This is a genomic window from Silicimonas algicola (assembly GCF_003970735.1).
GTDB classification, from domain to species: domain Bacteria; phylum Pseudomonadota; class Alphaproteobacteria; order Rhodobacterales; family Rhodobacteraceae; genus Silicimonas; species Silicimonas algicola.
This window is the reverse complement of the sequence record NZ_CP034588.1, coordinates 1,352,691-1,369,167: the sequence shown is the minus strand read 5'-3', so window position 1 is coordinate 1,369,167 and position 16,477 is coordinate 1,352,691. Positions and strand designations below refer to the sequence as shown.

Annotated in this window: 17 protein-coding genes; 5 read left to right on the top strand and 12 right to left on the bottom strand. The window is 67.0% G+C overall.

Annotation, left to right across the window (positions count from 1 at the left end; translation table 11 throughout):
- Positions 1-76: 76 nt before the first annotated feature.
- Positions 77-1,381 carry an NAD(P)/FAD-dependent oxidoreductase gene (locus EF888_RS06850; protein ID WP_109760212.1) on the bottom strand — a complete coding sequence of 435 codons (1,305 nt, stop codon included), beginning with the start codon at positions 1,379-1,381 and terminating at the stop codon, positions 77-79.
- 113 nt (positions 1,382-1,494) lie between these two features.
- Between EF888_RS06850 and EF888_RS06845 the strand changes: the two genes are divergently transcribed.
- Complete coding sequence (locus EF888_RS06845) at positions 1,495-2,268, top strand: DUF1365 domain-containing protein (RefSeq protein ID WP_109760213.1); 774 nt, start codon at positions 1,495-1,497, stop codon at positions 2,266-2,268.
- On the top strand, positions 2,265-2,990 hold the full coding sequence (locus EF888_RS06840; RefSeq protein ID WP_109760214.1) for an SDR family NAD(P)-dependent oxidoreductase: 726 nt from the start codon (positions 2,265-2,267) through the stop codon (positions 2,988-2,990). Before EF888_RS06845 ends, EF888_RS06840 begins: the two co-directional genes overlap by 4 nt.
- Here EF888_RS06840 and EF888_RS06835 read toward each other — a convergent pair.
- From EF888_RS06835 to EF888_RS06810, 6 genes are all read right to left on the bottom strand, one after another.
- Positions 2,987-3,622 carry a ChrR family anti-sigma-E factor gene (locus tag EF888_RS06835; RefSeq protein ID WP_109760215.1) on the bottom strand — a complete coding sequence of 212 codons (636 nt, stop codon included), beginning with the start codon at positions 3,620-3,622 and terminating at the stop codon, positions 2,987-2,989. The genes EF888_RS06840 and EF888_RS06835 overlap by 4 nt on opposite strands.
- The gene (locus EF888_RS06830) at positions 3,619-4,137 is read right to left on the bottom strand and encodes a sigma-70 family RNA polymerase sigma factor (protein ID WP_109760307.1); all 519 of its coding nucleotides are present in this window, start codon (positions 4,135-4,137) and stop codon (positions 3,619-3,621) included. The genes EF888_RS06835 and EF888_RS06830 overlap by 4 nt, the downstream gene beginning before the upstream one ends.
- A 171-nt stretch (positions 4,138-4,308) precedes the next feature.
- Positions 4,309-5,376, bottom strand: coding sequence for a 4-oxalomesaconate tautomerase (locus EF888_RS06825; RefSeq protein WP_109760216.1), 1,068 nt, complete (start codon positions 5,374-5,376; stop codon positions 4,309-4,311).
- The gene (locus EF888_RS06820; protein WP_109760308.1) at positions 5,369-6,040 is read right to left on the bottom strand and encodes a 4-carboxy-4-hydroxy-2-oxoadipate aldolase/oxaloacetate decarboxylase; all 672 of its coding nucleotides are present in this window, start codon (positions 6,038-6,040) and stop codon (positions 5,369-5,371) included. Before EF888_RS06820 ends, EF888_RS06825 begins: the two co-directional genes overlap by 8 nt.
- Before the next feature lie 67 nt (positions 6,041-6,107).
- Complete coding sequence (locus EF888_RS06815) at positions 6,108-7,076, bottom strand: VOC family protein (protein WP_109760217.1); 969 nt, start codon at positions 7,074-7,076, stop codon at positions 6,108-6,110.
- Positions 7,077-7,086: 10 nt separating this feature from the next.
- On the bottom strand, positions 7,087-7,821 hold the full coding sequence (locus tag EF888_RS06810; RefSeq protein ID WP_109760309.1) for a PIG-L deacetylase family protein: 735 nt from the start codon (positions 7,819-7,821) through the stop codon (positions 7,087-7,089).
- 106 nt (positions 7,822-7,927) lie between these two features.
- On the opposite strand from EF888_RS06810, the gene EF888_RS06805 reads away from it, so the two are divergent.
- Positions 7,928-9,145 carry a LysR family transcriptional regulator gene (locus EF888_RS06805; protein WP_164721599.1) on the top strand — a complete coding sequence of 406 codons (1,218 nt, stop codon included), beginning with the start codon at positions 7,928-7,930 and terminating at the stop codon, positions 9,143-9,145.
- On the opposite strand, the gene ygfZ is transcribed toward EF888_RS06805, so the two are convergent.
- Positions 9,136-9,879, bottom strand: coding sequence for a CAF17-like 4Fe-4S cluster assembly/insertion protein YgfZ (gene ygfZ / locus EF888_RS06800; RefSeq protein WP_109760219.1), 744 nt, complete (start codon positions 9,877-9,879; stop codon positions 9,136-9,138). The two genes, EF888_RS06805 and ygfZ, sit on opposite strands and share 10 nt — an antisense overlap.
- Positions 9,880-9,936: 57 nt before the next feature.
- On the opposite strand from ygfZ, the gene EF888_RS06795 reads away from it, so the two are divergent.
- Positions 9,937-10,632 (top strand): glycosyltransferase, encoded by a 696-nt coding sequence (locus EF888_RS06795; RefSeq protein ID WP_109760220.1) that lies wholly within the window; start codon positions 9,937-9,939, stop codon positions 10,630-10,632.
- Here EF888_RS06795 and EF888_RS06790 read toward each other — a convergent pair.
- Complete coding sequence (locus EF888_RS06790; protein ID WP_241239825.1) at positions 10,619-12,400, bottom strand: ABC transporter ATP-binding protein; 1,782 nt, start codon at positions 12,398-12,400, stop codon at positions 10,619-10,621. The genes EF888_RS06795 and EF888_RS06790 overlap by 14 nt on opposite strands.
- 136 nt (positions 12,401-12,536) lie before the next feature.
- Here EF888_RS06790 and EF888_RS06785 point away from each other — a divergent pair, with 136 nt between their 5' ends.
- The gene (locus EF888_RS06785; RefSeq protein ID WP_109760221.1) at positions 12,537-13,733 is read left to right on the top strand and encodes a pyridoxal-phosphate-dependent aminotransferase family protein; all 1,197 of its coding nucleotides are present in this window, start codon (positions 12,537-12,539) and stop codon (positions 13,731-13,733) included.
- A 3-nt stretch (positions 13,734-13,736) separates the two neighbouring features.
- Here the strand turns inward: EF888_RS06785 and EF888_RS21730 are convergent, their stop codons facing one another.
- From EF888_RS21730 to EF888_RS06775, 3 genes are all read right to left on the bottom strand, one after another.
- Positions 13,737-13,904, bottom strand: coding sequence for a hypothetical protein (locus EF888_RS21730; protein ID WP_164721598.1), 168 nt, complete (start codon positions 13,902-13,904; stop codon positions 13,737-13,739).
- 78 nt (positions 13,905-13,982) lie between these two features.
- The gene (locus tag EF888_RS06780; RefSeq protein WP_109760222.1) at positions 13,983-15,092 is read right to left on the bottom strand and encodes a pyridoxal phosphate-dependent aminotransferase; all 1,110 of its coding nucleotides are present in this window, start codon (positions 15,090-15,092) and stop codon (positions 13,983-13,985) included.
- Positions 15,093-15,182: 90 nt separating this feature from the next.
- Positions 15,183-16,391, bottom strand: coding sequence for a TsoY family (seleno)protein (locus EF888_RS06775; RefSeq protein WP_241239824.1), 1,209 nt, complete (start codon positions 16,389-16,391; stop codon positions 15,183-15,185).
- Positions 16,392-16,477 lie beyond the last annotated feature (86 nt).

Here is a 16,477-nt window from a genome sequence, read left to right as displayed (position 1 = left end):
CGTCACGGCGCAATCCTAGATTTGGGCTCGATGCGACACAAGCGGCGCCACGGGGCATAAGGACCGCAAAAAAGGATTAGGCGGGCATCGTCACCGCATCGACAGGGGGGGCGCCGGCGGCTTCCCGCGCGCGCAGCGCCTCGACCACTTCGACGGCAGAGTGGATTCCGTCCTCGTGGAAACCATGCCGGTTCCACGCGCCGGCAAACCAGGTTCGATTGCGCCCCTGCAGCGTACGTATCCGGCGCTGTGCGTTCATCGCGGCGCGATCGAACATCGGATGCTCGTAATCCACGCGGTCATAGACCAATTCGTCCGGGATCGGCACGGGCGGATTCAGGGTGACGAACATCGGTTCGTCGTCCGGGATCCCCTGGAGGCGGTTCATCCAGTAGGTGACGCCGATGGCTCCGTCCTGGCTTCGATAGGCCCAGGACGACCAGCAGGCCTTGCGGCGCGGCATCTGGTTCGGGTCGCGGTGCAGCACGGCCTTGTTCGTCTGGTAGCGGATGGCGGACAGGGCCGAGAGCTCATCCGCCGTCGCCTCGCTGCCCAGGATCTTCAGAGCCTGGTCGGAGTGGCAGGCGAAGACCACCTCGTCGAACGCCTGCTCGCCCGCTGGCGAGGACACGATGACGCCCACGTCCGTGCGGTGAACCTTCCCCACAGGCGTGCCCTTGAGGATCGTCGCCCGGTTCCGCAGAAGCGAGGCCTCGATCCGCTGAACATACTCGATGCTGCCCCCCTTGACGGTGAACCACTGGTGCTCGGGCGTGAAGGCCAAGAGCGCGTGGTTCCGGAAGAACTGGACCAGCGAGCGTGCGGGGAAACCGTCGATCTCGGACACCGGCGTCGACCAGATCGCGCCGCACATGGGCATCAGGTAGTAGTGGCGGAACCAGTAGCCCAGCCGAAGCTCCTCGATCAGCTCTCCGATGGTCTTGTCGTCGTCCGTCGCCGCCGCGACCGCGCGCTTCCCGAAGCGGAGGATGTCGGCGATCATGCCGTAATAACGAGGCCGAAACAGGTTGCGCTTCTGCGCGACGAGGCTGCGCGGCGTGGTCAGGCCGTACTCGATCCGCCCGCCGTCGATGCTGGCGCCGAAGCTCATGTTGCTTTTCATCACGGGGACGTCGAGCTCGCCAAAAAGGCGGGTAAGGTGCGGATAGGTGGCGTAGTTGAAGACGATGAAGCCCGTGTCCACGGCCACGTCGCCGTTCCGGCCCGCCATCACGGTGCGGGCATGTCCGCCGAGACGGGGGGCAGCCTCGTAGAGGGTGACATCGTGATCGGAGGAGAGGTAGTGCGCCGCGGCGAGTCCCGAAATGCCCGACCCGATGACCGCGATCCTGCGGCCGGGGGCCTCTGCCGTGTCGAACATGACTGCCTCGCCTTTCTTTTTACCTTCGCATGATACGCGGCGTACGGCTATCCGGTTCATTCGTGATGGAAAAAGTTGAACCGCGACCGATGGTTGTGCGTAACTCACCCATCATGCTCGACCACATCCAGGGCCATACCACCCACGCGCGCCGGGGACGCGTATCGAATGCGTTCCGTTATGGCGTGGACTACGTGCTGCTCGAGCCCGAGAAAGCCGCCGCCACGCCGATCCCCTTCTCGCGGAACCGCTTCAATCTCTGGTCCGTCCACGACATCCGTCATGGCGGACCGCGCGGAGAGGGACGCGCAGCGGCCTGGGCGCGCGAGGTTCTGGCGGAACGCGGCTTTCCCTATCCGGATGCGCGCATTCTTCTTCTCACCCAGCCGACATTCCTCGGCCTGCACTTCAATCCCATCAGTCTGTGGTTCGCCCTGGTCGAGGGCGTGCCCCGCGCCGTGATCGCCGAAGTCGACAATACCTTCGGTCACAGGCACTGCTATGTCTGCGTCCGGCCAGGTTTCGAGCCCATCGGCTATGATGACACGCTGGAGGCCGAAAAGGCGATGCACGTCTCGCCGTTCCAGAAGGTCGAGGGCTCCTATCGCTTCAATATCGGGCTCGACGACGACGCCGTCCGCGTCCGGATCGACTTTCGCAACGGCGAGGACGGCGTGCTGGCGACCCTGTCCGGCAGTCGACGTCCCGCCACCGCCGCCTCGCTGCTGGCCGCCGCCCTCCGCCGTCCTCTGGGGGCTGCTCGGGTGGTGGGGCTGATCCATTGGCAGGCGATCAAGCTGTGGGCGAAGCGAGCGCCTTTTTCCAGCGCTCCGCCCCCACCCAACGACCTCGTCACCGACGCTCATTCACTTGAAAGACGCCCATGACCGACCTGAAAGATAAGACATTCTGGCTGATCGGGGCCTCGGAGGGCCTGGGTCGCGACCTGGCAAAGCGGCTTGATCGGGAAGGCGCGCATCTTGTCCTGTCCGCCCGTAGCGAGGACCGGCTGAAGAGCCTGGCCGCTGATCTGGGCAGCGCTCGCGTTCTGCCGCTCGACGTGACGGACCTCGATGCCGTGCGAGCGGCGGTCGAGAAAGCTGGCGAGATCGACGGCCTCATCTACAACGCGGGCGCCTACGAGCCGATGGCTGCAAGCGATTGGGACACCGAGCAGGCGCTGAAGATCGCCGACGTCAACTTCATGGGCGCGCTCCGCGTTCTGGGCGAAGTCGTACCTCGTTTCGTCCGGAGGGGAGCGGGCGACATCACCATCGTCGGCTCGCTTGCCGGATATCGCGGCCTGCCGGCCAACATAGGATACGGCGCATCGAAGTCGGGACTTATCAGCCTGGCCGAGACGATGCGCCACGATCTGAAGAACACCGGCGTCACGGTCCGGCTCGTCAATCCCGGGTTCATCCGCACGCGCCTGACGGCGAAGAACGCCTTCAAGATGCCGCAGATCATGGAGCCCGAAGACGCCGCGCGTCATGTCCTGGATGCGATGAAAAGCCGGCGCTTCCGCACCGACTTCCCGAAACCCTTCGCCTGGGCCATCCGCGCGTTCGACCTTCTGCCCGACCTTGCGGCCTATCGAGGCCGCTAGATCCGGAAGATGGGCTGAAGAAGCCTTGGAAGCAGCGCGCTGAAGCGGAGGGGCGCGTCAGTCGCGGCAAGGCAGATGCAGGGCAGGCCCTCATCCGCGGTCGGCGTATGCTCCAGATCCTCATCCGCGACCTCGACATCGCCGACGCCGAAGCGCCCTGTGACGTCGCTGAAGCTGCCCTGAAGGACAAGCGTCAGCTCGGTCCCCCGGTGCCCGTGATCGGGAACGGCCTGGCCGGAAGGGATATAGAGCAGCCGCAGCGATCCTTCGCCATCCGCTGACAGGATGTCCTGCTTCACGCCCATGCCCAGGGCCTTCCAGCGCGGGGCACGGCCGCTCATCGCCGCGACGACCGGTGCGGGATAGATGCCGGTCCGGGCATGGACCGGCGTATCCTCTACGGCATCGTCCAGATGGCCGAGAACCCGGTCGCGCAGACGCTCTGACAGCGCTTCGCCCGCGGTCTCGTCCAGAACGACACCGCCCGCGGCCTGATGCGCCTCGAGCGCCGCACGGCAGTCCTCGCACATCGAGACGTGTGTCGCGATCACCACCGCGAACGGATGCGGCAGGCTTCCGGCGGCATAGGCTGCCAACATCGCGTCAGGCGTGTGATGGCCAATGGCGGTCATTCTTCCAGATCCTTCAGTTCGTGTCTCAAACGCTGCATCCCGAGCCGGATGCGTGATTTTATCGTCCCGAGCGGCAGCCCCGTCTGGTTCGCGATCTCTTGATGAGACAGTTCCCCCAGATAGGCCTTTTCGATCACCTCGCGCTGCTCTCCCTTCAGCCGCCTCAAGGCGGCGCGCAGCTTGCCCGTCTCCTGTTCCACCGCGACGATCTGGGCCGGATCGGGCTCGGTGCCAGGCGGCTCCGCAAGCTCCTCGGGCACCAGGCGGCGGGCCTTGCGGATGATGTCGATCTGACGATTCCGCGCGATCTGATAGATCCAGGACGAGGCTTCGGCCCGATGCGGATCGAACAGATGCGCCTTTCGCCAGACGGACAGCATCACGTCCTGCACGATGTCCTCGGCCTCGGCGGCCGTGGTGCCCGAGCGCATGACGAAGCCCTTCAGGCGGGGCGCGAAATGGTCGAAGAGCGCGCAAAAGGCTGCGCGGTCACGCCGATCCCTGACGGCGATCATCCATCCGGTCTGTTCCGAGGGTGTCGGAATCGTCCGTTCCTTCCGCAGCGTCCTTGTTACCACCGCCGCAGACGGGGGTCGTCCCGACCGCGCGATGCCGATCTCGAGCGTTATCATAGCCTCGATACGCGCCACGACACCCCCCGGATCACACGAGGGCGCGTAAATCTCTCAATTGCGGTGGATTACGAGATAGACCGTGCCGTCCATGAGCTTGCGCGCCGTGCGCAGGACTTCGGCGCGGGTCACGACGCCGTCCTCTACGTGACCCAGGACCGTCATTTCTCCAGTCGGATGCTCGACTGACAGCGCCTGCGCCTCGCCGTCCGGCAGGACCGCCAGGTCGTGCGCCACCGCACCCGGCGTCAGGCAGGCCGTAGCGACGCTGACCGCGCCCAGAACGCCTATGGTCTTATGGCATCGGTGTGGAATGAACGTCCGGGTCGAGATCGCCCCTCCCGCACGCGGAGCCGAGACCATCGTCATCTTCGGCACCGAGGACTGCGCCACATCGCCCAGGTTCATCAGCGGTCCCGCCGCCAGACGGAGGGACTCGAGCCGTGCGCGCAGCGCGTCGTCGGCCTCCAGCGCCTCGGGCGTTTCGTCTCCCGCGATACCCAGGTCCGAGGCGCGCATGACCACGCAGGGCATGCCGTTGTCGATGAGCGTCGCCTCGATCCCGTCGATGACATCCATCACGCGACCCGAAGGAAAGAGCGCGCCGCAGGTCGATCCCGCCGTGTCGCGAAACTCGATCGGCACCGGAGAGGCGGTGCCGGGCACTCCGTCGATCCGGGCCTCGCCCTCGTATCGAACCTTGCCGGCGGGCGTCGCGACCCGCGCCACGGCCACTTGCGCCGTGTTCTCCATGTAGATCGTCACGGGCGTTTCGTCGCCCTGCGGCGCGACAAGCCCTCGCTCGATGGCGAAGGGCCCGACGCCGGCAAGGATGTTGCCGCAGTTCTGCGCGTCCGAGACAACCGCTCGGTCGACGAAGACCTGGAGGAACAGGTAGTCGACGTCGATGCCCGGCCTCTGCGACGGACGGACCACCGCGACCTTCGATGTCAAAGGGTCGGCGCCACCCATCCCGTCGATCTGCCGCGGATCGGGGGAGCCCATGACCCCCAGAAGCACGCGGTCCCGGGCCTTCGCATCCTCAGGCAGATCGGCCGCGAGGAAGTATCCGCCCTTCGAGGTGCCGCCGCGCATCCACATGCAGCGGAGGCCGTCACTCATACCTAAGGCCTTTCTCGGCCAGCCGGCCGCGCATGTCGTAGATGTCGAGCCCAAGCTCACCGGAGGCCAGCCGCTTGCGCTTTCCGGCTTCGGCATCGATGCGGGCCTGGGCCTGCGCCATCACCGCCTCGGCCTCCGCCAAGTGAACGATGCAGACGCCGTCGTCGTCCGCGACCACGATGTCGCCCGGGTTCACGAGCGCGCCCGCGCAGACGACTGGTACGTTCACGCTGCCCACGGTCTCCTTCACCGTGCCCGCGGCCGAGACCGCCGTCGACCACACCGCGAAACCCATGCCACGCAAGTCGCGCGTGTCCCGCACCCCGCAGTCCAGAACCGCCGCGCGACAGCCACGGGCCATGGCCGAGGTCGCCAGAAGATCGCCAAAATAGCCCATGGGCGACGGCGCCGTCGTGGCCAGCACCAGCACGTCGCCCTCGCGGAGTTGCTCGATGGCGACATGGATCATCCAGTTGTCGCCCGGTGGCGCGCTGATCGTGACGGCGCTGCCCCCCATGCCGAAATCCCGCTGGATCGGCCGCATGTTCGCCGCCATCAAACCCTTGCGCCCCTGCGCCTCGTGAACCGTGGCGACGCCCGCCTCTCCCAGGCGGCGGATCAGGTCGGCGTCGGCGCGCCGGATGTCGGTGACGACTTTTCCCATCTTCATCTCTTTCCAAATACCCGCCGCGGCGAAGGCCGACGGCGAGACGGAGGCGACGCCCCGCTCCTCAGTCCTTTTTCACCGGCGGCGTCCCGTGGGTATGGAACGTCTCGATCGTCTTCAGCCCCCAGGCCTGTCCCTTTTTCCGATCCGCCTCGGTCCAGACGACCGGCTCCCAGTCGGGCGCGAGGATCAGACGCGCGCCGGCGTTCGCCAGCTCGATCCGGTTTCCGGCCGGCTCCCAGGCGTAGAGGAAGAACGAGCCCTGGATGGCATGCTTGTGCGGTCCCGTCTCGATGTGGACCCCGTTCTCGAGATAGATGTCGGCCGCGCGCAGGATGTCCTCGCGCGTGTCGGTGGCGTAGGTGACGTGATGCAGCCGCCCCGCGCCTCCGCCGCGCTCTTCCGAGCAGACGAGGTCGTATGTCTTGTTGTTGCAGGAGAACCAGCAGCCGCCGATCCTTCCGTTGTCGAGCTGGATGTACTCGGTCACGCGCGATCCGAGGCAGGCGTCGACCCAGTCGCGGAAGGCCGTGACGTCCCCGCCGAGGACGTTGACGTGGTCGATACGGCGCGGCGAAACGCCTTGCGCGTGGTAGCGCGAGGACAGGTTCTTGAGCGCCGAAGCATCATCAGGGGGGGCTTCGTAGCGCACCGTGTCCCAATAGATCTCGAAGACATGCCCGAAGGGATCCTCGAAGCGGAACGCCCGGCCGTGGCCGAGGTCGCCGTCGGTCCAGCCGTGCGTGACATACCCCGACGCCTCGATGGCAGCGACGCGCCGTTCCAGCGCCTCGGGCGACGAGACGCGGTAGGCGATGTGTCCCACCCCGGTCGTGTCGGCTGCCGTCAGCTTCATCGAATGGAATTCGTAGTCGTCCCAGGCCCGCAGATAGGCCGAGCCGCCCTCCTCGCCCGACAGCTTCAGCCCATAGACGCGGGTGAAGAAGTCGAGGCTCTCGTCGTAACGGTCGGTCAGCACCTCGACATGGCCGAGGTGGGCGAGGTCGGCGACGGGCATGGTCGGGCGGCTCATGTCGCGGCCCTCACAGCTCGTCCACCGTGCGGGGGAAGATCGACTGGAAGCCTTCGGCATATTTGCAGTCGCGCCCGCCCGACTGCCCGCCCGAGTTGCGCTTGAAGTGGTTCGCGCGCTGCTGCGCCACGCGGGTATAGAATTCCCACAGGTGCTCCTGCCCCTCCATGCATTCGATCGCGGCGCGCTTCTTGTCCCACACCGGCGTGATGTCGAGGAAGGTGTTCGGCTTCCAGCCCATCTGCTCGGTCTGGTGCGGCTCGAAGAGGTAGAGCTGCGGCGCGCCAAGCACCTGCTGGCCGGGGTTGTGACCCCAGGCCTGGGCGATCATCCGCGTCTCGAGGGCGAGTTTCGTCGCGTACATGTGGTCGGTATTGTAAGGGTCGTACTGCGAATGCGACAGCATGAAGCTCGGCTGCACTGTGCGGATGACATCGACCAGCCGGTCCTTCTGCGCGCGATCGAGGTCGAGGGGATAATCGCCGCAGTCGAAGAACTGGATGTCGTGGACGTCTAGAGCGCGCGCGGCGGCCTCGGCCTCGGCCCGGCGCGCGTCCTTGACACGTTCGAGTGTCATTCCCTCCTGCTTCCACAGCTTGGCGCTTTCGCCGCGCTCGCCATAGGACAGGCAGACGACGGTTACGGCGTAGCCCATCTGCTGATGCAGCGCGATGGCCCCGCCGCAGCGCCATACGAAATCGGCCGAGTGCGCCGAAATGACCAGCGCGGTATTGCCTGCGGACATCGCATCTCTCCTCTTCCCTGTCGCTTCGCAAAGTCCGTCCAACCGCCCGGAATTGCCAATTCGTATCGTACGGGCGATATTCAGTCAGGCTATAGACCCTCCGGACATGATCGATCCCGCCCATCTGAACCTGCGCCATCTGCGAGCCTTCGTTGCCATCTGCCGAGCGGGAAGCATCACACGCGCGGCCGAGGTCGTCCACCTGTCGCAGCCAGCGATCACGCAGGGTCTTGCGCGGCTCGAGGCCGCCGTCGGGGCCTCCCTTTTCGTGCGGCACGGCCGCGGTCTGACGCCGAGCGACGAAGGGCGCATCCTCGCATTCAGGTCGGAACGCGGCCTCGACACCCTCGAGACCGGCCTGACCGAGGCGTACCGTCGCGCGCGGACACCGAGGCCATCCAAGGTGGCGGCGCGGCTGACGGCAGCGCATCTGCGCGCGCTCGTGGCCATCGACGACGCACGCTCGTTCTCGGCGGCCGCCCGTGCGCTCGGGCTCGCTCAGCCGTCCGTGCATCGCGCCGCGCGGGATCTGGAGCTGGCGACGGGCCTCGCGCTCTTCGAGACAACGTCTTCGGGCACGGCGCTCACCCGCGCCGCGCTGCGTCTGTCGCGGGCGACGCGATTGATGCTTGCGGAACTGCGACAGGGCCTCAGCGAGATCGCACAGCGGCATGGGCGGGCGCTGCCGGGCATCCGGATCGGCGCGTTGCCCCTCGCCCGGTCGACCGTGCTTCCCGAGGTGGTCGATCGCGTGACGGCAGGCGCCGGGCCGCTGCGCGTTCAGATCATCGACGGACCCTACCCCGACCTCCTCCGGGCGCTGCGGCAAGGCGACCTCGACCTGATGGTCGGCGCCCTGCGCGACCCCTGCCCGCCCGACATGGTGCAGGAGCCGATGTTCGCGGACCGTCTCGGCGTCTTTTGCGGGCCGGGACATCCGCTTCTGGGCCTGCCCGATCCGACAGGACGCCTCACAGACTTTCCTTGGGTTCTCTCGCCTCTCGGGACCCCGACGCGAACCTGGATCGAGGCCGCGCTGCCCGACCTCCTGCGCGCCGCCCTGCCCGAACTGGTCGAGACGTCGTCGATGGTGATGGTGCGCGGGCTTCTGCAGTCGGGTCGGCGTCTCACCATCATCTCGCGGAACCAGGTCGCGACGGAGGTCCGGACGGGGCTGATGCGGGAACTGCCCGTCACCCTCGCCGATCGTCCGAGACCGATCGGGATCACAAGTCGCGCGGATTGGGTGCCGACGCCAGCCCAGACAGCGGTTCTCGCCGCCCTTCGAACCGTCGCCGCGGACTGGAAGGAATCTCAGATCTGATCGAGAACCTCGACCGCCGCACCGTCAGCCGTCAGGGATCCGCCGGTGCGGTCGAAGCGAAGGTAGGCCAGCCCCCGGTCTCCCGCGACCGAACGGAGGACACCCGCCTCGCGTCCGTCGTCCGACATGATCGCCGCTCCGGGCCTGGCGTTCCCCGCAAGCGAAACCCGCGCAAGTCCCTTCCTCAGATCGGTCTTGTGCTTCATCCGCGCCGTCACCTCCTGCCCGACATAGCAGCCCTTGCGAAAATCGACCCCGTGGAACCGCTCGAAGCCGGTTTCCAGCGGATAGCTGTCGTTCGGGATCAGGTCGACGCCACTTTCCGGCACGCCTGCGCGGATGCGGACGGCCTCCCAGTCGGCCTCCTCTCCGGCGCGACCGTCATAGGCGCGCCAGCCTAGCTCCGGATGCCTCGGGTCGGCGAAGGCGCCATCCGGAGCGTCCCCTGTCCCCCGCGCGACAGCTATGTCCGTCTCCTCGATCCTCGCGTCCGCTCTCAGCCGATACATTCCCAGCCGCTGCGCCAGTCCCGGCCCGAGGTCGGCGTCGACGTCGAGGAGGATCGCCTCGCCGTCCGGCACCAGGAAGAAGTCCGCGAGGTACTTGCCCTGCGGCGACAGAAGCGCGGTCCAGACGAGTCCGTCCTTCAGGCGGCCGACGTCATTTGTGACGAGGTTCTGGAGGAACGTCTCGCGGTCCGTTCCGGTGATGCGATAGACCCTGCGCGCGGCCATGCTGGCCTCCCCTGACGTTTGGACCCAATATAGGGACAACCGTTCCAGTCACCACCCATGCCCGCACCGCTTTCCATCGTCATTCCCACGCTGAACGCCGCGGCATCCCTGCCCGCGACCTGCGACGCGCTTCTGTTGGGCGCGACGGAAGGGCTGGTGCGCGACATGGTCATCTCGGACGGCGGTTCGACGGATGGGATCAAGGAAATCGCGGATCACCTTGGCGCGACTCTGGTGACCGGCGCGCCCGGGCGCGGCGGCCAGATCGCGCGCGGCGTGGCGGCGGCGAGGGCCCCCTTCGTCCTGATCCTCCACGCCGACACCTGGTTGTCGGAAGGCTGGACGATGGAGGCGCGACGGCTCATCGAGCACCATCCGACGCGCGCCGGATATTTCCGCCTGAGATTCCGCGCCTCGGGCTTTGCTCCGGGGGTCGTCGCAGGGGGGGCGAACCTGCGGTCGCGCCTCCTTGGCCTGCCCTATGGCGACCAGGGGCTGCTCGTTGCACGCCGGACGCTGGAGGATGTGGGCGGCTTCCCCGAACTGCCTCTGATGGAGGACGTGGCGCTCGCCCGTCGGCTGAAGGGCCGCCTGATGCCGCTCCGGGCAGACGCGCTGACCTTGGCCGACCGTTACGAAAGCGAAGGATGGACACGCCGAGTGTCCGGCAACCTTGTTACGCTTGCACGCTTCGCCGCCGGGGCGGACCCCGAAACGCTGCTACGGCGTTACGACAGGTTCAGGTCGCGCTGAACTGAAGCGCGTGCAGCCGGGCATAGACACCGCCGCGATCCATGAGCTCGTCGTGGCGACCCTCGTCCACGACCCGTCCCGCCTCCATCACGACGATCTTGTCCGCGCGCCGCACGGTCGACAGCCGATGTGCGATGACCAGTGTCGTGCGGCCCTGGGACAACGTCTCCAGAGCCTCCTGCACCCGGGCCTCGCTTTCGGCGTCGAGGGCGCTTGTCGCCTCGTCCAGCAGAAGGATCGGCGCGTCCCGCAGGATCGCCCGCGCGATGGCGACGCGCTGGCGCTGTCCGCCCGAAAGCTGCGAGCCGCGCGGCCCGGCCGGGGTGTCCAGCCCCCTGGGAAGCCCGTCGACGAAAGCCTCGAGGTGCGCCGCGTTCAGCGCGGACCTGAGACGCGCCTCGTCCACTCCGGGGGTCGCGAGCGTGATGTTGTCCCGCAGGGTTTCGTCGAACATGGGCGCGTCCTGCGTCACGACCGAGAAGAGGGCGCGAAGGTCCGGCAGGCTCATCTCGCGCACTGGCACTCCGCCTACAAGGATCCGTCCCGCCTCGACGTCCACCAGCCGCGTCAGGGCCGAGAAGAGCGTCGACTTGCCCGCTCCCGACGCGCCCACGAGCGCCGTCGTCTCGCCCGCCCTGGCTGTGAAGGTCGCGCCGTTCAACGCGCGCTCCCCGCCGTAGGCCACGACCGCGTCCTCGAAGACCACGTCCGCCCCACCCGGATCGGACGGCGCAGCGGACGCCCGGGCGGACGACAGGATCGTCGGTGCGGCCTGGAACACAGACTGGATCCGCTCGAGGCTGGCCCTGGCCGACTGCCAGTTGGCCGAGATGTTGGCGATCCGGCGCATGGGTTCGAACAGAAGACCCATGGCGGTGAAGAAGGACATGAACTCGCCCACGGTCTTCTCGCCGTCGATGATCTCGTTGCCGCCGTAGATCACCACGCCCGCGAAACCGAAGGCCGCGACGACGTCCATCGTCGACGGCACGCCCGCGCGCCCGATCCGGGCCTTCATCTCCTGCCCCATGTAACGCCGCATCACGGTTTCGAAACGCTCGGATTCGTGCGCTTCGGAGGTGTTCAGCTTGATGGTGTTGACGCCGTGGAATATCTCGTCGAGCCGGGTCGACAGCTTCGCCGCCGCCTCGCGCGCGGCGAAAGACTTCTTTCGGACATAGCGCTGCATCCCCAGGATCGGCCCGATCAGCACTGGAAGACCCGCGATTGCGACGAGCGTCCAACGCCAGTCGACCGAGATCGCGACCGCGAGCAGTGCGGCGATGGAGACGACCTCGCGCCAGGCGGTGCCGAGGACCTGCATCCAGATCTGGTTCGCCACCGTGGTGTCGCCCCGGACCCTCTCGATCAGCGTTCCCGGCGGATTGGCCTGGAAATAGGCGCTGTCGAGCGTCAGGAGGTGGCGCACCATGTCGCGCTGCATCGCGGTGATGATGTCGAGCCCGATGCCGTTCATGATGACGCGGTGCGAGAAGTCCGAGATCGCGCGAAGGATGAAGATCCCGCCCAGAGCACCCGCGACCCAGTAGACCGCGCCCCGATCCTTGGCGACGAAGACCTGGTCGAACATCGGCTGCACTATATACGAGATCGCACCCAGCATTGCGCCTTCGATCGCCATGAAGATCATCGCGATGGCCAGGCGACCCATGTGCGGGCGCAGGTAGTCGTGCCAGACCCACGACAGAAGGCCGCGCTCGGTGGCGCTGCCCGTGTATCCGGATCCGGTTGTGACGGTGTCGGCCACGCTGCCTCGTGCTTGCTCAGTCACGACTGACTAACCTTCGCTCCCCCCGCGCACAAGCACCGCGCCCCCGGAGGTCATTGACCCTTCCGCGCGCGCCGCCTAATCGATGGCGTTGCCTTTTCGGAGCCCGTTTCCCATGTCCCTCGCCCACGGCGTCAGCTACCTCGCCATTCCCGGCCCCTCCGTCACGCCCGAGCGCGTACTGCGCGCCATGCACCGGACCTCGCCCAACATCTACGAAGGCGCCCTGCCTGCCATGATGCCCGCACTGGTGGCCAGCCTGAAGGCGGTGGCGCGGACCGAGCATAACGTGACGATCTACATCACCAACGGTCACGGGGCTTGGGAGGCGGCGCTGACCAACACGCTGTCGCGCGGCGATCGCATCCTCGTCCCGGCGACGGGCCGCTTCTCGCATGGCTGGGCCGAGATCGCGCGGGTCTTGGGCGTCGAGGTCGACATCATGGACTTCGGCAAGCGCGACCCGATCGACATGGCGGCGCTGACCGAGCGGCTGAAGACGGACGACCGGGGCTACAAGGCCGTGCTCGCCGTCCACACCGACACTTCGACGTCGCTGCGCACGGACATTCCCGCCGTGCGGGCCGCCATCGACGCCGCCGGACACCCGGCTCTTCTGATGGTCGACTGCATGGCGTCCCTCGGCTGCGACCGCTTCGAGATGGACGCCTGGGGCGTCGATGTCATGCTCGCCGGCTCGCAGAAGGGTCTGATGACGCCGCCGGGACTCGCCTTCGTGTGGTTCAACGACAAGGCAGACCGCGCGCGCGACACGGCGAACTGCGTGACATGGGCGTGGGACTGGCGGCCGCGTGCTTTCCCCAAGATCTTCTCGAACTACTTCGGCGGCACCGCGCCCACGCTCCACCTTCATGGGCTGCGCGAGGCGCTCGACATGATCGAGGAAGAAGGGCTGGAGAACGTCTGGTCGCGCCATGCCAGCCTCGCCCGCGCGGTGTGGGCGGCGGCCGAGCACTGGGGGACCGAGGGCACGCTCGAACTCAACGTCCGCCAGCGCGAGTTGCGCGGCCATTCCGTCACCGCCTTCCGCGCGGGCTCGGAAAGGGCGACGGCGCTGCGGCGCTGGTGCGAGGACAAGGCGGGCCTGACGCTTGGCATCGGCCTCGGCATGACCGAGCCGGACGACCCGGCGTGGCACCACTTCTTCCGCCTCGGCCACATGGGTCACGTCAGCGCGCAGATGATCCTGGGCGCGCTCGCCACGATGGAGGCGGGGATGAAGGCCGTTGGCCTGCCGCACGCACCCGGCGGCGTCGTCAAGGCAGCAGAGGTCATCGCCGCCGAGGCGTGACGCCTAGCTCGAGCGTCGATTGCGGAAGTCGACCGTCATCAGGCGGTCGGCGATCCAGCTGACAAGCCCGGCGATCAGAAGCCCCCACATGGCCCAGACCGAAACCAGCGCCATGAAGACAAGGACGAAGGCGGACACCAGGAAGGCGTTCGTGTAGTCGGGAACCCTCATGCGCGGCACCTTCGCAAGATCCTTTCTCGCGGATCATAGCGCGGAATGTGCGTCGGTCAGGCTGAAAATTGCGTTAGCTCAGCCCGCCTGCGCAGCCTTCAGCGCATCGGGCAGCGCGCCTTCCAGCCGGTCGAGGTCGGGGGTGCGGCCGGCGCTGACGCGGATGCAGCGGTTTCCGGGCGAGGCGAAGGGCATCCGGACGAAGACGTCGCGGTCCGCGAGCGCCTCGAGCACCGCCCGCGCAAAGGCTCCGTCCCGCCCGCAGTCGATGGTCACGAAGTTGGTGGCCGACGGCAGCGGCGTCAGGCCGTTGTCCCGTGCGATGGCCGCGATCCGGGCGCGTGCGGCCTCGACCTCGATGCGGACCTCGCCGATCCAGCCTTCGTCGCCCAGGGCCGCGAGCGCCGCCGCCTGGCTGATCCGGCTCATCCCGAAGTGGTTGCGGACCTTCTCGAAGCCACGAATCACCTCGGCATGGCCGAAGGCATAGCCCACCCGCATTCCCGCCAGCCCGTGCGCCTTCGAGAAGGTGCGCATCCGGATCACGCGGGGGTCGGCAACGTCGATCCGCGCCATCGTGCCCTTCGGCGCAAACTCGGCGTAAGCCTCGTCGAGCACGAGAAGGCACTCGTCGGGAAGGGCGGCGATCATCTCCTCGATGCGCGCGCCGTCGTGCCAGGAGCCCATCGGGTTGTCCGGGTTGGCGAGATAGATCAACTTGGCCCGCTCGCTGCGCGCCGCGTCCAGCAGCGCCTGCGGATCCTCGTGATCGTCGACGTAGGGCACCTTGACCAGTCGGCCGCCGAAGCCGGCGACGTGATAGTTGAACGTCGGATAGGCCCCGTCCGAGGTCACGACGGCGTCGCCCGGCTCCACATAGAGGCGAACGGCGTAGCCGAGAAGGCCGTCGATCCCCTCGCCGACCACGATCTCGTCCGGCGCAATGCCAAGGCGCCGGGCCAGCGCGGCACGCAGGTCGTGGCTCTCGGGGTCGCCATACATCCAGGCCTCGGGTGCGGCGGCGCGGATGGCCTCGATCACCTGCGGTGAGGGCCCGAAGACGCTTTCGTTCGCGCCAAGCCGCGCCGCGAAGCGTTTGCCCCGGCAGCGCTCGAGAGCCTCCGGTCCCACGAAGGGAACCGTGGCGGGAAGCGACTGGCAGAGCGGTGTCTCGGAGGGGGCTTTCATGCCGTTGAGGAAGCACGGAACCCTCGGTGCTGACAAGAGAAACGGCCTCGCCCCGCACAAGGGACGAGGCCACCTCACTCGCGACCTGGCTCATTCAGCGGGGACAGCCGCCACACTCGACTGCCCGAAGTGCTGCCGGTTCAGCCGCAGCACAAGGACGATCATCGCCGCCTGCGCGACCAGCGCTACAGCCGTCAGGCCCCAATAGGCGATGCCGAACTTCGCGATCAGGCCGGTCGCGACAAGACCCTTGTTGATCCAGAACTGGAGAAGGACCGAGAAGGCGACGCCCGGACAGACCAGCGCATAGGACCCCGCCGAGGTCTCGGCGCCGAAGACGAAGCGCTGCCAGTAGCCGACCCTGGCCAGGACGAGGAGGCCGAACATCGCAAAGAGGACTTGCAGCGACACCATGCGGCTGAGGAAAACGAGCGTCTCGGCCGGACCGCTGTGGCCGTCGAAGTGAACGTGAAGCCCGTGCCACTGGCGCAGGAGAAGGATCGAGGCCACCGTAACGAGCGGAAGCACGATCAGGAGGGTGGGCGCGGCCTCGACCGAGACGCCATTCTCCATCATCGACCTGACCCCGAGAACCATCGCCACGGCGCCGATCACTATGGCGGCGACGAGGAAGAACCCCGAGAGGATGACGCTGATCCCCGCAACTGTGGCCGAGCCGCTCATGGACCCCGGAGCGGCGAGGCCGACGCCGACCATCGCCAAAGTGAAGGCAGGCAGCAGCTGCGCGAACGAGTTGTTGGCCGCGCAGTCGAAACCGCCGGACGACAGGGCCCGTCCGAGGAACGCGCCGAGTTGTCGGAACGCCATGGCGCCGATCAGCACGAAGGCCGCAAGGGCGAAGGGAAATAGAAGTTCGACAACGCCCCACAGACCTGGAACAAAGACTAGGCCCACGATGAACGCCACATTGACAGCCATGGCGAGCGCCAGCGGCAGAGCCATCATTTGTGTACCTGCGTTCGATGCCGCGTGCGCCCGACCAGCTTCGGAGGCGCGGAAGGCACCGACCCTGCGGAGGTTGAAGGCGAGAAGCGCGAACGTTCGCCAGGCGAACCATGCCACACCCAGAAGAGCGATAGCGATGGAAGCCTGAAGAGCGGGTTGACCACTTGCGAAGGCGGCCGAGATATCCTCGAACACGGGCACAGGTCTGTCTGGGTGCGGCACCCAGAACATCAGGTACATGAAGAACGTCACCACAAGGCCCCCTGCCCCGACAGAGGACAGGAAGTACAGTGGCGACCAGCGAGTGACGGCGGGTGAAGTCGAAAGGGCCATGAGAGCCTCCTGCATCATATTCTGTAATGCGAATATGATGCGCGAACCGAGCCCGCATTGACGTATATCAAGTCTTGAATGCGAAA

Excerpts from the sequence above, each read along its gene's own strand:
- EF888_RS06850 (WP_109760212.1), bottom strand. The coding sequence starts at position 1,381 with ATGTTCGACACGGCAGAGGCCCCCGGCCGCAGGATCGCGGTCATCGGG.
- EF888_RS06845 (WP_109760213.1), top strand. The coding sequence starts at position 1,495 with ATGCTCGACCACATCCAGGGCCATACCACCCACGCGCGCCGGGGACGC.
- EF888_RS06840 (WP_109760214.1), top strand. The coding sequence starts at position 2,265 with ATGACCGACCTGAAAGATAAGACATTCTGGCTGATCGGGGCCTCGGAG.
- EF888_RS06835 (WP_109760215.1), bottom strand. The coding sequence starts at position 3,622 with ATGACCGCCATTGGCCATCACACGCCTGACGCGATGTTGGCAGCCTAT.
- EF888_RS06830 (WP_109760307.1), bottom strand. The coding sequence starts at position 4,137 with ATGATCGCCGTCAGGGATCGGCGTGACCGCGCAGCCTTTTGCGCGCTC.
- EF888_RS06825 (WP_109760216.1), bottom strand. The coding sequence starts at position 5,376 with ATGAGTGACGGCCTCCGCTGCATGTGGATGCGCGGCGGCACCTCGAAG.
- EF888_RS06820 (WP_109760308.1), bottom strand. The coding sequence starts at position 6,040 with ATGGGAAAAGTCGTCACCGACATCCGGCGCGCCGACGCCGACCTGATC.
- EF888_RS06815 (WP_109760217.1), bottom strand. The coding sequence starts at position 7,076 with ATGAGCCGCCCGACCATGCCCGTCGCCGACCTCGCCCACCTCGGCCAT.
- EF888_RS06810 (WP_109760309.1), bottom strand. The coding sequence starts at position 7,821 with ATGTCCGCAGGCAATACCGCGCTGGTCATTTCGGCGCACTCGGCCGAT.
- EF888_RS06805 (WP_164721599.1), top strand. The coding sequence starts at position 7,928 with ATGATCGATCCCGCCCATCTGAACCTGCGCCATCTGCGAGCCTTCGTT.
- ygfZ (WP_109760219.1), bottom strand. The coding sequence starts at position 9,879 with ATGGCCGCGCGCAGGGTCTATCGCATCACCGGAACGGACCGCGAGACG.
- EF888_RS06795 (WP_109760220.1), top strand. The coding sequence starts at position 9,937 with ATGCCCGCACCGCTTTCCATCGTCATTCCCACGCTGAACGCCGCGGCA.
- EF888_RS06785 (WP_109760221.1), top strand. The coding sequence starts at position 12,537 with ATGTCCCTCGCCCACGGCGTCAGCTACCTCGCCATTCCCGGCCCCTCC.
- EF888_RS21730 (WP_164721598.1), bottom strand. The coding sequence starts at position 13,904 with ATGAGGGTTCCCGACTACACGAACGCCTTCCTGGTGTCCGCCTTCGTC.
- EF888_RS06780 (WP_109760222.1), bottom strand. The coding sequence starts at position 15,092 with ATGAAAGCCCCCTCCGAGACACCGCTCTGCCAGTCGCTTCCCGCCACG.
- EF888_RS06775 (WP_241239824.1), bottom strand. The coding sequence starts at position 16,391 with ATGGCCCTTTCGACTTCACCCGCCGTCACTCGCTGGTCGCCACTGTAC.